The sequence below is a fragment of the Sphingomonas mangrovi genome (genome assembly GCF_047975845.1).
GTDB lineage: Bacteria > Pseudomonadota > Alphaproteobacteria > Sphingomonadales > Sphingomonadaceae > Sphingomonas.
The window spans coordinates 15276-28578 of sequence record NZ_JBIUCZ010000028.1 but is presented as its reverse complement, the minus strand read 5'-3'; the positions used below and the strand labels follow the sequence as shown (position 1 = coordinate 28578).

General features: G+C 69.5%; 11 protein-coding genes. 4 read left to right on the top strand and 7 right to left on the bottom strand.

Going from position 1 to position 13303, the window contains the following annotated elements:
* Positions 1-9 precede the first annotated feature (9 nt).
* Positions 10-1185, bottom strand: a complete 1176-nt coding sequence (locus ACBY01_RS13125) for a hypothetical protein (RefSeq protein ID WP_416461338.1) — start codon at positions 1183-1185, stop codon at positions 10-12.
* Positions 1186-1320: 135 nt separating this feature from the next.
* Here ACBY01_RS13125 and tyrS point away from each other — a divergent pair, with 135 nt between their 5' ends.
* Both tyrS and ACBY01_RS13115 read left to right on the top strand, forming a co-directional pair.
* Positions 1321-2550, top strand: coding sequence for a tyrosine--tRNA ligase (gene tyrS, locus ACBY01_RS13120; protein ID WP_416461337.1), 1230 nt, complete (start codon positions 1321-1323; stop codon positions 2548-2550).
* A gap of 88 nt (positions 2551-2638) precedes the next feature.
* Positions 2639-3025 carry a PilZ domain-containing protein gene (locus ACBY01_RS13115; RefSeq protein WP_416461336.1) on the top strand — a complete coding sequence of 129 codons (387 nt, stop codon included), beginning with the start codon at positions 2639-2641 and terminating at the stop codon, positions 3023-3025.
* Here the strand turns inward: ACBY01_RS13115 and recG are convergent.
* Entirely contained in the window at positions 2977-5037 is a 2061-nt protein-coding gene (recG, locus tag ACBY01_RS13110; RefSeq protein ID WP_416461335.1) for an ATP-dependent DNA helicase RecG, read from the bottom strand. The genes ACBY01_RS13115 and recG overlap by 49 nt on opposite strands.
* 106 nt (positions 5038-5143) lie before the next feature.
* Between recG and ACBY01_RS13105 the strand changes: the two genes are divergently transcribed.
* Positions 5144-5410, top strand: a complete 267-nt coding sequence (locus ACBY01_RS13105) for an FAD assembly factor SdhE (protein WP_416461334.1) — start codon at positions 5144-5146, stop codon at positions 5408-5410.
* 31 nt (positions 5411-5441) lie between these two features.
* Positions 5442-8900: a transcription-repair coupling factor gene (mfd, locus tag ACBY01_RS13100; RefSeq protein ID WP_416461333.1), complete on the top strand. Its 3459-nt coding sequence runs from the start codon at positions 5442-5444 to the stop codon at positions 8898-8900.
* Positions 8901-8959: 59 nt separating this feature from the next.
* Here the strand turns inward: mfd and ACBY01_RS13095 are convergent, their stop codons facing one another.
* The 5 genes from ACBY01_RS13095 to ACBY01_RS13075 all read right to left on the bottom strand — a co-directional run bounded on the left by ACBY01_RS13095 (position 8960) and on the right by ACBY01_RS13075 (position 12906).
* Positions 8960-9097, bottom strand: coding sequence for a hypothetical protein (locus ACBY01_RS13095; protein ID WP_416461332.1), 138 nt, complete (start codon positions 9095-9097; stop codon positions 8960-8962).
* Between the two features lie 174 nt (positions 9098-9271).
* On the bottom strand, positions 9272-9760 hold the full coding sequence (locus tag ACBY01_RS13090; RefSeq protein WP_416461331.1) for a DUF2141 domain-containing protein: 489 nt from the start codon (positions 9758-9760) through the stop codon (positions 9272-9274).
* A gap of 100 nt (positions 9761-9860) precedes the next feature.
* Positions 9861-11126: an ATP-dependent Clp protease ATP-binding subunit ClpX gene (gene clpX / locus ACBY01_RS13085; RefSeq protein ID WP_416461330.1), complete on the bottom strand. Its 1266-nt coding sequence runs from the start codon at positions 11124-11126 to the stop codon at positions 9861-9863.
* Positions 11127-11269: 143 nt separating this feature from the next.
* The gene (locus ACBY01_RS13080; RefSeq protein ID WP_416461329.1) at positions 11270-11896 is read right to left on the bottom strand and encodes an ATP-dependent Clp protease proteolytic subunit; all 627 of its coding nucleotides are present in this window, start codon (positions 11894-11896) and stop codon (positions 11270-11272) included.
* 92 nt (positions 11897-11988) lie between these two features.
* Positions 11989-12906, bottom strand: a complete 918-nt coding sequence (locus ACBY01_RS13075) for a glycosyltransferase family 2 protein (RefSeq protein ID WP_416461328.1) — start codon at positions 12904-12906, stop codon at positions 11989-11991.
* Positions 12907-13303 lie beyond the last annotated feature (397 nt).

Below are 13303 nucleotides of genomic sequence, written 5' to 3'. Positions count from 1 at the left end.
AAGACCCGCCTAAGCCTTGTGCCGGATCGCCTCCACCGCGGCGGCAAGGCTGGCGACCGCGTGCAGCGTCGCCGCGGCCAGCCCCAGTGTCGCCAGCCCGACGAGCGCGAAGGGGGTGAGCAGCAGCACCTGCGACGCGGCACTGGCATACCAGGGTCGCGGCCGCACCGGCACGCGATCGGCGATGGTGTTGCTCGCCACGGCCCATAGCGCCAGCACGAACGGCGTCGCATGCCCCGCGGCGAGCGAGGCGGTGGCGCCGAGCAGCAGCGCCGACAGCATCGCGAGCAGCAGGATCCCCTTTTCCTGCTGGCTGGCGCGCAGCTTGTCGCCGCGCAGCCAGCTGAGCAGCGCCCCGGCCGACAGCAGCACCACGGCGAGCAGCGCCAGCAGCATGCCGGCGGCGGGATGCCCGAGGCCGAGCGTCAGCAGCGCGACGACGCCGGCGACCCCGCCCGCGATCGCCGTCGCCCAGGGCGGCACCTCACGCCGCACCAGCTGCGGCAGCAGGAAGCGCGTGATCGGCGTGAAGAACCAGCGGTCGGCCCAGCCGGTGCGCTGGTTGGCGAGCGCCGCGAGCACGTCGTTGCTGCGGCCCGCGAGCACGCCGGCATCGCGCTCGACGCCGTGGCCGGAGCGGCGTGCCGCCGTCGGCAGCGGAACGTGCCGCGCTCCCGCCTCCACCGCGATCCGCAACACCGTCGACTGGAAGTCGTACTCGCGCGGCAGCGCCGCGACTTCGGCCAGCCGCCGCGCGGACAGCGTCGCAACCCCCGCCCAGCACTGGCCGCGGTCGAGCCGCTCGACCGCGCCGCTCGCCTCCGCCTCGGGCGTCACCAGGATCGCGTCCGGCGCTTCGTCCGCCATCGCCAGCAGCATCGAATCGGTGGTGACCAGCCCGTCGGCGATCACCACCACGGTCGCGAGCGGATGGACCTTGGCAGACGCCTCTTCGGCCGAACGGACCAGATCGACCGCGATCTCGCGCTTGGCGATGCGGCTGATCGCGCCGAGCAGCGCGGGGGTGACCCGGCCGACCGCCACCACGATCTGGCCGACACCGGCGGCCGCCAGCAGCCGCGCCTGATATTCGATCAGCGTCATGCCGCCGAACGGCAGCGTCGCCGCCAGCGTCCCGGCGCGCCCCTCGGCGTCCTCCGTCGCGAAAATAAGCCCTGCTAGCATGGGCATCGGGTTAGGCGGCCGCGCGGGCGCTGCCAAGGGGCGCGAGGCCCGCGGACGCACGGAAATCCGCAACTTCTCGACTTCGCGCGCCCCTTGCGGCTAGGGAAGGCGCGAAAACTCCATCTTGGCCGAGCGATGACCAGCTACACTTCCGATCTTCTCCGCCTGCTCGACGAGCGCGGCTACATCCATCAGGTGACCGACGCGGCGGCGCTCGACGCGCTCGCGTCGAAGCAGATCGTGCCCGGCTACATCGGCTTCGACCCGACCGCGCCGTCGCTGCACGTCGGCAGCTTGGTGCAGATCATGCTGCTGCGCCGCCTCCAGCAGGCGGGGCACAAGCCGATCGTGCTGATGGGCGGCGGCACCGGCAAGATCGGCGATCCGAGCTTCAAGGACGAGGCGCGGCGGATGCTGACGCTCGAAACGCTCGCCGACAACGTCGCGTCGATCAAGACGGTGTTCGAACGCTTCCTGACCTTCGGCGACGGCCCCACCGATGCGGTGATGGTCGACAACGCCGAATGGCTCGACCGGCTCGAATACATCCCGTTCCTGCGCGACGTCGGCCAGCACTTCTCGGTCAACCGCATGCTGAGCTTCGATTCGGTCAAGCTGCGGCTCGATCGCGAGCAGTCGCTGAGCTTCCTCGAATTCAACTACATGATTCTTCAGGCCTACGACTTCCTGGAACTGTCGCGCCGCGCCGGCTGCCGCCTGCAGATGGGCGGGTCCGACCAGTGGGGCAACATCGTCAACGGCATCGAGCTGTCGCGCCGGATGGACGGGACCGAGGTGTTCGGCGTCACCACTCCGCTCATCACCACCGCCGACGGCGCCAAGATGGGCAAGACGCTGGCGGGCGCGGTGTGGCTTAACGACGACCAGCTTTCCGCATACGATTACTGGCAGTTCTGGCGGAACACCGACGACCGCGATGTGGGCCGCTTCCTGCGGCTGTTCACCGATCTGCCGCTCGACGAGATCGCGCGGCTGGAAGCGCTCGAAGGTGCCGAGATCAACGAGGCCAAGAAGGCGCTGGCCGACGCCGCCACCGCGATGTGCCGGGGCGACGCCGCCGCAGCCGAGGCGGCGGAGACCGCGCGCCGCACCTTCGAGGAAGGCGCCGCGGGCGACGCGCTCCCGACCCACCCGGTCGAGGGCGGCAGCATCGCCGCGGTGGACGCCTTCGTCGCGCTCGGGCTCGCCGCATCCAAGGGCGAGGCGCGCCGCCTGATCAAGGGCGGCGGCGCCCGCGTCGACGGCGAGAAGATCACCGACGAGGCAATGCAGATCGCGGTGTCGGCGCCGGTCCGCCTGTCCGCGGGCAAGAAGCACCACGGGCTGCTGACGCCGGCGCCCTGATCTCGCGGGCGATCGCACAAGCAACGTCGCCCCTTCTTCCTTTCGCGCCCCCGCCGATGCTGCTAAGTACTTGGCGCAAGGGGGCGCCATGAACGAGAAGTTCGGGCAGATCGGACCGGGGGCGGTCGACCCGTCGCAGGTCCGCGACGAAGTGCAGTTCGAGGCGCGCGGCTTCGGCCCGGCCGCGGAGGCGTTGCAGCTGCGCGTCCTCAACCTTTCCTCGCATGGGCTATCCGCCCGTACGCAGCTGGCGCTGCAACCCCGCGACCGGCTGCGGCTGATCCTGCCCGTGGTCGGCGTCATGGCGGCCGAGGTGCGCTGGGCCAAGGGCCGGCGCTTCGGCTGCGTGTTCGACGTGCCGATCGACCGGGCGAGCTATTTCGAGCTGCTCGCCGCGGTGCTGGAGCCGCTGCCGCCCTCCGGACCTCAGCCCGAGCGCAGCAGCCCGACTGCCGCGTCGCGCTCGAACAGGTAGAGCGCGAGCCGCGCCGCCTCGCCGCGGGGGCCCTGCAGTCCGCCGTCGCGATCCACCAGCAGCCGCGCGTCGCCGTTGGCCGCCGGCATCAGCTCGCCCAGCATCTCCGGCGTCGCGATGCGGAACTGCATCTCGCCCGACTGGCGCGTGCCCAGGATCTCGCCCGCGCCGCGCAGCCGCAAATCCTCCTCCGCAATCCGGAAGCCGTCGTTGCTCTCGCGCATTAGCGCCAGCCGCGCGCGCGAGGTTTCGCTGAGCGCATTGCCGCGCAGCAGCAGGCAGCGCGACGTCCCCCCGCCCCGCCCGACACGCCCGCGCAGCTGGTGAAGCTGGGCCAGGCCGAAGCGATCGGCCGCTTCGATCACGATCAGCGTGGCATTGGGCACGTCGACACCGACCTCGATCACCGTGGTCGCGACGAGCACGCCGGTACGCGCCGCCTGGAAATCGGCCATCGCCGCGTCCTTTTCGGCCGGCTTCATCCGGCCGTGGACCAGCCCGACGCGGTCGCCGAAGCGGCTCCGCAGCCCTTCCGCCCGCGCCTCGGCGGCGGCGAGGTCGCTCTTCTCGCTCTCCTCGACCAGCGGGCAAACCCAGTACGCCTGCCCACCGTTCGACAAGTGGCGGGCGAGCGCGTCGACCACCTCGTCCAGCCGCTCCTCCGACAGCACGCGGGTCTCGATCGGCTCGCGCCCCGGCGGCATCTCGTCCAGCCGGCTGACGTCCATCTCGCCATATTGCGCGAGCGTCAGCGTGCGCGGGATCGGCGTCGCCGTCATCACCAGCAGGTGCGGCGGACGCTGCGCCTTGGCCTGGAGCATCATCCGCTGGGCGACGCCGAAGCGGTGCTGCTCGTCCACCACCACCAGCCCCAGGTCGCGATAGCCGACACCTTCCTGGAAGATCGCATGGGTGCCGACCAGGATGTCGATCGATCCGTCGGCGAGCCCCATCAGCGTGGCCTCCCGCGCGCGTCCCTTGTCGCGCCCGGTCAGCACCGCGACGTGGACGCCGATCGGCGACAGCAGCCGGGTAAGCGTCTCGCCATGCTGGCGCGCCAGGATCTCGGTGGGTGCCAGCAGCGCGCCTTGCGCGCCCGCCTCGACCGCGATCAGGAGCGCCATGATCGCCACCAGCGTCTTGCCCGCGCCGACGTCGCCCTGCAGCAGCCGCAGCATCGGCTGGACCTGCGCCAGATCCCCCTCGATTTCGCCAATGGTGCGCGCCTGCGCCCCAGTGGGGGCGTACGGGAGCTTGAGCTTCGCGCGCACGCTGCCGTCGCCGGTGAGCGGCCGCCCGCGCTTGGCGCGCGCCTCGCCGCGCACCAGCAGCAGCGCCAGCTGGTTGGCGAACACCTCGTCGTAGGCGAGCCGCTGGCGCGCCTTGGCATCGGCGGGATCGGCGTGGACGCGCGCCAGCGCCTCGCGCCAGCTCGGCCAGCCGCGGGTGGAAAGCAGGCTCGGCTCGATCCACTCGGGGAGCTCGGGCGCACGTTCGATCGCCTGCTCCACCAGTCCGGCGACGCGGCGCGAGGTGAGCCCCTCAGACAGCGGATACACCGCCTCGCGCTCCGGCAGGCCGGTGGCTTCCTCCAACGGCAGCACCTGGTCAGGGTGGACGATCTGGAGCGTCTGGCCATAGGTCTCGAGCTTGCCCGACACCCGCCGCGGCTCGCCCAAGGGCAGCAGCTTCTTCACCCAGCCCGAGTTGCCGCCGAAATAGACGAGGCTGACGACATTGCCCGCCGCGTCCTGCGCCTGCACCCGCGTCGGCCCCCGTCCGGCGCTCAGCCGATAGTCGGTGGGCGTCAGCGTGATCGCGATGATCCGCCCCGCGTCGGCCATGTCCAGCGTGTCGCGCGGCAGCCGGTCGACCCAGCCGCTCGGCAGGTGAAAAGCGACGTCGACCACGCGCGACAGGCCCAGCCGGTCGAGCGGCTTGGCGACGGCGGCGCCGACACCTTTCAACGCGGTGACCTCGGCGAACAGCGGATTGAGAAGTTGGGGACGCATGACTATCTGCTGCCCCTACCGCGTTTCGGCCCGTGTCGGGAAGCGGCGTCGTACTGACCCGCCGACGGCCGTTCGCGTCCGCCGGCTCCTTGCCGTTGGAGATCCCATGGACCGCGAAACCCGCCTCAAGCGCCTGCGCTTCCGCGCCTGGCACCGCGGCACCAAGGAAGCCGACCTGATGATCGGCGGCTTCTTCGACGCGCACGGGCAAAGCTGGAGCGACGTGGAGATCCTGTGGTTCGAAACCTTCCTGGAGGAACAGGACGTCGACATCATGGCCTGGGCGATGGGAACGCAGCCCGTGCCGCCGCAGTTCGAGGGCACGGTGATGGCCGCGCTTCAGACGCTGACCTACGTGCCGATCGCCCGCTGATCCCCTTTTTGAACGGACCCTCCCGCCGCCTATGCCCGACCTCCAGACGATCCTGTCCGCCAGCCGTCCGCTGACCCTTTCGGGCGTGGCGGCGGGGTTCCTGCCCAGCCTGCTCGCCGATCTGGCACGGGCAAGCGGCGGCGGCGTGGTCTATGTGGCGCCGGACGAGGCGGCGATGCGCGCGGTGGCGGCGACCGCCCCGTTCTTCGCGCCCGAGCTGGAGGTGCTGAGCTTCCCGTCGTGGGACTGCCTCCCCTACGACCGCGCCTCGCCGACGCTGCGCGCCATGTCGGAACGGCTGGCGACGCTGCACGCGCTCCAGACCCCGGGCAAGGCGCCGCGGCTGCTGGTCACCACGGTCAACGCCGCCACCCAGCGCGTGCTCACGCCGTTCCGTATCCGCCAGCTGGTGGCGCGGCTGGCGCCGGGCGAGCGCATCTCGCTCGATCGCCTGGCCGAGCTGTTGCAGGGCAACGGCTATGTCCGCGTCGAGACGGTGCATGACGCCGGCGAGTTCGCGGTGCGCGGCGGGCTGGTCGATCTCTTCCCCTCGGGCTCCGACCAGGGGCTGCGGCTCGACTTCTTCGGCGACGAGATTGAGAGTGTGCGCACCTTCGACCCCGCCGACCAGCGCACCAGCGGCCGCATCGACGGCTTCACCCTGCTGCCCGCGTCCGAGGCGCTGCTCGACGAGGACAGCGTCAAGCGCTTCCGCGCGCGCTATCGCGAGACCTTCGGCGCGACCGCGACCGGCGACCCGCTCTACCAGGCGATCTCCGACGGGCGCCGCCTGTCGGGCATGGAGCATTGGCTGCCGCTGTTCGAGGAACGGCTGGAAACGCTGTTCGAGCACCTCCCCGCCGACGCGGTGATCGTGCGCGACGCCGGCGTGCCCGGCGCCGCCGAGGCGCGGTTCGAGGGCATCGCCGACTATCACGCCAACCGCGCCCGCGCGCAGTCGGCAGATCCGGGCAGCTACCGCCCGCTGCTCCCCAACCAGCTCTACCTCAATTCCGAGGAATGGACGCGGCGGCTGGACGAGGCGGCCGCGCATCAGGTGACGCCGTTCCACGAGCCGGAGAGCGCGACCGTGCTCGACTTCGGCGTCGACGGCCCGCGCGACTTCGCGCCCGAGCGTACCGCCGGCAACAACGTCTATGAGGCGGTGGTCGCGCATCTCGCCAAGCTGAAGCGCGAGGGCCGCAAGGCCATCCTCGCCAGCTATTCGCCGGGCGCGCGTGAGCGGCTGACGGGTCTGCTCGCCGACCACGGCCTCAAAGGCGCGATCGCCGCCGACGGCTGGCAGGAGGCGCTGGGCGCCGCCGAGCGCGGACCGGCGCTGATCGTCCTGCCGCTCGACCACGGCTTCACCGCGCCGCACATCGCGGTACTCACCGAGCAGGACATGCTCGGCGACCGGCTGGTGCGCCGGGCCAAGCGGCGCAAGAATACCGACGCGTTCCTGCAGGAACTGGCGACGCTCTCGCCCGGCGACCTGGTGGTGCACAGCGAGCACGGCATCGGCCGCTACGAGGGGCTGACCCAGATCCCGGTCGCGCGCGCGCCGCACGACTGCGTCGCACTCTCCTATTCGGGCGGCGACAAGCTCTACGTGCCCGTCGAGAACCTGGAGGTGCTCACCCGCTACGGTTCGGGCGAGGAAGGCGCGAGCCTCGACAAGCTGGGCGGCGAGGCATGGCAGCGGCGCAAGAGCCGCATGAAGGAGCGCATCCAGGCGATCGCGGGCGAGCTGATCGCCACCGCCGCCAAGCGCGCGCTGCGTCCGGCCGAGGTCGCCGAGCCCGACCCCAACGGCTACCCCGCCTTCGTCGACCGCTTTCCCTATCAGGAGACCGAGGACCAAGATCGTGCGATCGGCGACGTGCTGGAGGATCTGGGCGCCGGCACGCCGATGGACCGGCTGGTCGTGGGCGACGTCGGCTTCGGCAAGACCGAGGTCGCGCTGCGCGCCGCTTTTGTCGCCGCAATGGCGGGCATGCAGGTGGCGGTGGTGTGCCCCACCACGCTGCTCGCGCGCCAGCACCACATGAACTTCACCCAGCGGTTCGAAGGCTTCCCAATCAACGTCGGCCGCCTCTCCCGCCTGGTTCCCGCCGCCGAGGCGAAGCGGGTCAAGGACGGGCTCGCCGACGGCACGATCGACGTGGTGGTGGGCACCCATGCGGTGCTCGCCAAGACGATCGACTTCAAGCGCCTGGGACTCGTCATCGTCGACGAGGAACAGCGGTTCGGCGTCACCCACAAGGAACGGCTGAAGGCGCTTAAGGCCGACGTCCATATGCTGACGCTGACCGCGACGCCGATCCCGCGCACGCTGCAGATGGCGATGTCGGGCCTGCGCGAGCTGTCGGTGATCCAGACCCCGCCGGTCGATCGCCTCGCAGTGCGCACCTACATCATGCCGTGGGACCCGGTGGTGGTACGCGAGGCGCTGCTGCGCGAGCATTATCGCGGCGGCCAGGCCTATTTCGTGACGCCGCGCATCGCCGACCTGCCCGACATCGAGGCGTTCCTGCGCGACGAAGTGCCCGAGGTCCGCTACGTCGTCGCCCACGGCCAGATGAGCCCGAGCGAGGTCGAGGAGCGGATGTCCGCCTTCTACGACAAGCGCTACGACGTGCTGGTGTCGACCACGATCGTCGAAAGCGGCCTCGACATCCCCTCCGCCAACACGCTCGTCATCAACCGCGCCGACAAGTTCGGCCTCGCCCAGCTCTACCAGCTGCGCGGGCGCGTCGGCCGCGCCAAGACTCGTGCGTACGCCTATATGACCACCGCACCCGAGCGGCAGATGACGGAAGCGGCGGACAAGCGCCTGAAGGTGCTGTCCGACCTTGAGTCGCTGGGCGCCGGCTTCCAGCTCGCCAGCCACGATCTCGACATTCGCGGCGCCGGCAACCTTTTGGGCGACGAGCAGTCGGGGCACATCAAGGAAGTGGGCTACGAACTCTACCAGTCGATGCTGGAGGAGGCGATCCTCGACGCCAAGGCCGGGGGTCTGCGCGACGACAAGCCCAAGGACTTCTCGCCCCAGATCACCGTCGATGCGCCGATCCTGATCCCGGAGGACTATGTCCCCGACCTCGACCTGCGCATGGGCCTCTACCGCCGCTTGAACGACGTGGAGGACCGCGCCGGTATCGACGCGTTCGCGGCCGAGCTGATCGACCGCTTCGGCAAGCTGCCCGAGGCGACCGAGAACCTGCTCAAGCTGATCGAGACCAAGCTCAACGCCAAGCGCGCCTGCATCGCCAAGATCGACGTCGGCGCCCGCGGCGCGATCGTGACGTTCCACGAGGACAATTTCCCGAACGTCACCAACCTGCTCGCCTATGTCGACCGCCTGGGCGGCGCGGCGAAGCTCCGCCCCGACATGAAGCTCGCCATCTCCCGCGCCTGGCCCGACCCGGCCAGCCGCCTGCATGGCGCGCTGCAGCTGTCGCGGGGGCTGGCGAAAGCGGCGGGGTGAGCCTTGCAACGGCACGCCACCCTCCCCTTACGTCATCCAGAGGGGCTGCCTCGGATCCTTCAGTCCTGATCGCGCGTGATATCGGCCGACTGACTCGTCTCGCCCGCCGCTTTCTTCCGCTGCGTCAGCGTAACGGCGAAGATCGTCCAGAACGCGCCGACGAAGACCACGCCCAGTGCAATCCAAACTGCAGTCATGATGCCCCCGCTATACGTTCGCAGGGCCGCAATACTGGTGAGCGGAAGGCAGCCGGTCAACCCGGTGCTTAAAGGCGCTACCGCCGGCCCCTCCGCCAAGATCGGGTCTTCGGCAGAGCGAAAGCGCTCGAAATGTCGGCCCGACCGTTCCCGCGGACAACCGTCCTCACACGCCTACCCGATCGGCCCGATGCTGAACCCCCGACGATAGTTCATCGTCACCGTGATGCGGTTTGCGCCCGCTCGGACCGGCACCGCCACCTTGTCGAAGTCCGGCTCCAGCCGGAGCAGCGACAGCTTGGGGTCGCGGGAGAAGCCGCCGCCGTCGTTCCAGTCGGACTTGCCGTTGCCGTTGGCGTCGTGGCGCACCGCGACGCCATAGTCGCCCGCCCGCGGCACTGCGATGCACACGGCGATATCGCGGGTCGCCGCCGGGACTTCGACGCGGCCGATCCAGCGGCCCTTCTTCAGGAAGCCGGCACCGTCGTAGAGCTGAACCCGCACCGTGCCGGTCGCGTTCTTGAGACCGCGGATGACGACGGTCAACTTCACCGGCGTGGCGGCGGTGCAGGCGCCGGTGCGCCCGCGGTCGGTCGATTGCGCCGCGGCGGGGCTGGCGATCAGCAGGCCGCCCAGTGCGGCCGCAAGCATGGCGTTCCTCATCGTAGGGAATCTCCTGTTGCGCGGGCGCGCCGACGCCCGATGCGAAAACGGGCGCCGTTGCGGGCGCCCGTTCCGTGTCGTTGGTGAAGGGCGCCGGCGATCAGGCCGCGTCGCCGGCCTTCTGCTTTTCGGCATAGACGCGAACCGGTTCCTTGCGGCCCTCGATCACGTCCTTGTCGACCACCACCTCGTCGACGCCGTCCATGCTGGGCAGGTCGAACATGGTGTCGAGCAGAATGCCTTCCAGGATCGAACGGAGGCCGCGCGCACCCGTCTTGCGGTCGATGGCCTTCTTCGACACCGCGACCAGCGCGTCGTCGTTGAAGCCGAGCTGCACGCCCTCCATGTCGAAGAGCTTCTGGTACTGCTTGACCAGCGCGTTCTTCGGCTCGGTCAGGATCTTGACCAGCGCCTCGATGTCGAGGTCCTCGAGCGTCGCGATCACCGGCAGACGGCCGACGAACTCGGGGATCAGGCCGAACTTGAGCAAATCCTCCGGCTCGGTCTGACGCAGCACCTCGCCGGTCCGGCGCTCCTCGGGAGCGGCCACATAGGCGCCGAAGCCGATCGACTTGCCCTGCAGGCGGTCGCCGATGATCTTTTCGAGCCCCGAGAACGCACCGCCGCAGATGAACAGGATGTTCGTCGTGTCGACCTGCAGGAACTCCTGCTGCGGATGCTTGCGCCCACCCTGCGGCGGAACGGACGCGGTGGTCCCTTCCATCAGCTTGAGCAGCGCCTGCTGCACGCCCTCGCCCGAGACGTCGCGCGTGATCGACGGGTTCTCGGCCTTTCTGCTGATCTTGTCGATCTCGTCGATGTAGACGATGCCGCGCTGCGCCCGCTCGACGTTGTAGTCGGACGCCTGGAGCAGCTTCAGGATGATGTTCTCGACGTCCTCGCCGACGTAGCCGGCCTCGGTCAGCGTCGTCGCGTCCGCCATCGTGAACGGCACGTCGAGGATGCGCGCCAGCGTCTGGGCGAGCAGCGTCTTGCCGCAGCCGGTCGGGCCGACGAGCAGGATGTTCGACTTCGCCAGTTCGACGTCGGCGCCCTTCTGGCCGTGGTTCAGGCGTTTGTAGTGGTTGTGGACCGCCACCGACAGCACGCGCTTGGCCTGCTTCTGCCCGATGACATAGTCGTCCAGCACGTCGCAGATCTCCTGCGGCGTGGGAACGCCTCCGTCCTTCTTCGACACCAGCGCGGACTTGGTCTCCTCGCGGATGATGTCGTTGCACAGCTCCACGCACTCATCGCAGATGAACACGGTGGGGCCGGCGATGAGCTTGCGCACCTCGTGCTGGCTCTTGCCGCAGAAGGAGCAGTAGAGCGTGCTCTTGGAGTCACCGCCGCTGAGCTTGGTCATTCACTTCTCTCCCGCGCCCGTGGCGCGTTGCACCGCCCGCCAGTCTACACGCGGGCACCTATCCGGCAAACCATAAAACAGCTTGTTTGTCAGACCCTTGCCCGCACCGCCGGATTCCGGTGCGGGGGTCCTGCCCGGCCGCGTCAGGCGGCCGGAGCGTCCTCGGCCGGCTGCGGCCGCTTGTCGAACACCTGGTCGACCAGCCCGAACGCCTTCGCCTCGTCGGCCTCCAGGAAGGTGTCGCGGTCCATCGCCCGCTCGATCTCTTCCAGCGGCTTGCCGGTGTACTTGGCGTAGAGGTCGTTCATCCGCCGGCGGATGCGCAAAATTTCCTTCGCCTGGATCTCGATATCCGACGCCATGCCCTGCGCGCCGCCCGACGGCTGGTGGACCATGATGCGGGCGTTGGTGAGCGCGACGCGCATCCCCGGCTCGCCGCTGGCGAGCAGGAAGCTGCCCATCGACGCGGCCTGGCCGATGCACACGGTGCCGACGCGCGGACGGATGTACTGCATGGTGTCGTGGATCGCCATGCCGGCGGTCACCACGCCACCCGGCGAGTTGATGTACATCCAGATGTCCTTCTTCGGGTTCTCGGACTCGAGGAAGAGCAGCTGGGCGGTGATGAGCGACGCCATCTGGTCTTCGACCCCGCCGGTCACGAACACGATCCGCTCGCGCAGCAGGCGCGAGTAGATGTCGAAGCTGCGCTCGCCGCGGCTCGACTGTTCGATGACGATGGGGACGAGGGCGTCGTGGATGTCCTGCATTGGGTTCCCGCTTGGTAAGGTTCGAGTGCCAACATCGGCGCTTGGGACGCCCGGCGCAAGGGGCCGGTGCGCGCGCGATGCGGCGGTTGCGTTCAGTTGCCAGGGGCCGGGTGCGAGAGATAGGCGAGCCGCCGCACCTCGACCCGCCCACGCACCACCGTGTCGAGGATCAGCCCCGAAACCCCGCACAGCGACGCCAGGATCATCAGGCCGGTCGCCAGGATCGCGGTCGGGAAGCGCGGCACGAGCCCGGTCTGAAGATAGGTGAGCACCAGCGGGATCGCGAGCACCAGCGCGAGCAGCGCCAGCGCGAGGCCGACCGCACCGAAGAACCACAAGGGCCGCTCGAACCGGTAGAGCGTCGCGATGGTGCGCGCGATCCGCAGGCCGTCGCGATAGGTGCTGAGCTTGGAGTGCGAGCCCTCCGGCCGGGCGAAATAGCAGGTCTCGACCTCGGCGACCGGCATCTTGAGCTCCAGCGCGTGGACGCTGATCTCCGTCTCGATCTCGAACCCCGCCGACAAGGACGGGAAGCTCTTGACGAACCGCCGCGAGAAAACGCGATAGCCCGAGAAGATGTCGGTGAAGCTGCGCCCGAACAGCCGGGCGAGCAGGCAGGTCATCGCGCGATTGCCGAGCCGGTGGCCGCGGCGATAGGCGTCCTGATGCTGCTCGACGCGCGAGCCGACGATCATGTCGAGCTGTTCGAAGACGAGCCGCTCCACCATCGCCGGCGCGACGCTGGCATCGTAGGTCGCGTCGCCGTCCGCCATCACATAGACGTCGGCCTCGACGTCCGCGAACATCCGGCGGACCACCGCGCCCTTGCCCTGGATCCGCTCGGACCGGACGATCGCCCCCGCTTCGCGGGCGACGGCCACCGTACGGTCGCGGCTGTTGTTGTCGTAGACGTAGATCGCCGCATCCGGCAGCGCCGCGCGGAAACTCGCGATCGTCTGCACGATGGCTGCCTCTTCGTTATAGCAGGGCAGTAGGACGGCGATCTTCATTCGGGTTCCGGCGGTGTCTCGACTGCGCCTGCGCCTACCGCCGTGGCCGATGGTCCGCCAGCACAAAAGGCGCGCTCGCGCCGGTCGCCCCGTACCGCCGCGGGGCATGCACCTGCCCCTACAGGCTACGCGGCCCCATCCCCACACTCGGAAAGAATTGGCAGCACCCGCGCGTTACGCGCGTGCAGCGCCTTCAACGCGACATCCGTTCCGGTGCAACTAAAGGACTCACTCGGCCGGCGCGGTCGCGCTGCACCGTATGGCGTGGATCCCTAGTGTCTCTGCAATCCTCTTCGCTTCTGCCACCAGCCGTGCCTGCGCGTCACAGGTGCCCGTGAAGTCCAAGAACATCGTGCCCCTGCCGCTCCCTGTCAGCCCCGACGTGCGGATGCGATCG

Bases quoted from the DNA above. Each gene is read 5' to 3' on its own strand.
- tyrS (WP_416461337.1), top strand. From the start codon at position 1,321: ATGACCAGCTACACTTCCGATCTTCTCCGCCTGCTCGACGAGCGCGGC.
- mfd (WP_416461333.1), top strand. From the start codon at position 5,442: ATGCCCGACCTCCAGACGATCCTGTCCGCCAGCCGTCCGCTGACCCTT.
- ACBY01_RS13080 (WP_416461329.1), bottom strand. From the start codon at position 11,896: ATGCAGGACATCCACGACGCCCTCGTCCCCATCGTCATCGAACAGTCG.
- ACBY01_RS13090 (WP_416461331.1), bottom strand. From the start codon at position 9,760: ATGAGGAACGCCATGCTTGCGGCCGCACTGGGCGGCCTGCTGATCGCC.
- clpX (WP_416461330.1), bottom strand. From the start codon at position 11,126: ATGACCAAGCTCAGCGGCGGTGACTCCAAGAGCACGCTCTACTGCTCC.
- ACBY01_RS13115 (WP_416461336.1), top strand. From the start codon at position 2,639: ATGAACGAGAAGTTCGGGCAGATCGGACCGGGGGCGGTCGACCCGTCG.
- ACBY01_RS13105 (WP_416461334.1), top strand. From the start codon at position 5,144: ATGGACCGCGAAACCCGCCTCAAGCGCCTGCGCTTCCGCGCCTGGCAC.
- recG (WP_416461335.1), bottom strand. From the start codon at position 5,037: ATGCGTCCCCAACTTCTCAATCCGCTGTTCGCCGAGGTCACCGCGTTG.
- ACBY01_RS13095 (WP_416461332.1), bottom strand. From the start codon at position 9,097: ATGACTGCAGTTTGGATTGCACTGGGCGTGGTCTTCGTCGGCGCGTTC.
- ACBY01_RS13125 (WP_416461338.1), bottom strand. From the start codon at position 1,185: ATGCTAGCAGGGCTTATTTTCGCGACGGAGGACGCCGAGGGGCGCGCC.
- ACBY01_RS13075 (WP_416461328.1), bottom strand. From the start codon at position 12,906: ATGAAGATCGCCGTCCTACTGCCCTGCTATAACGAAGAGGCAGCCATC.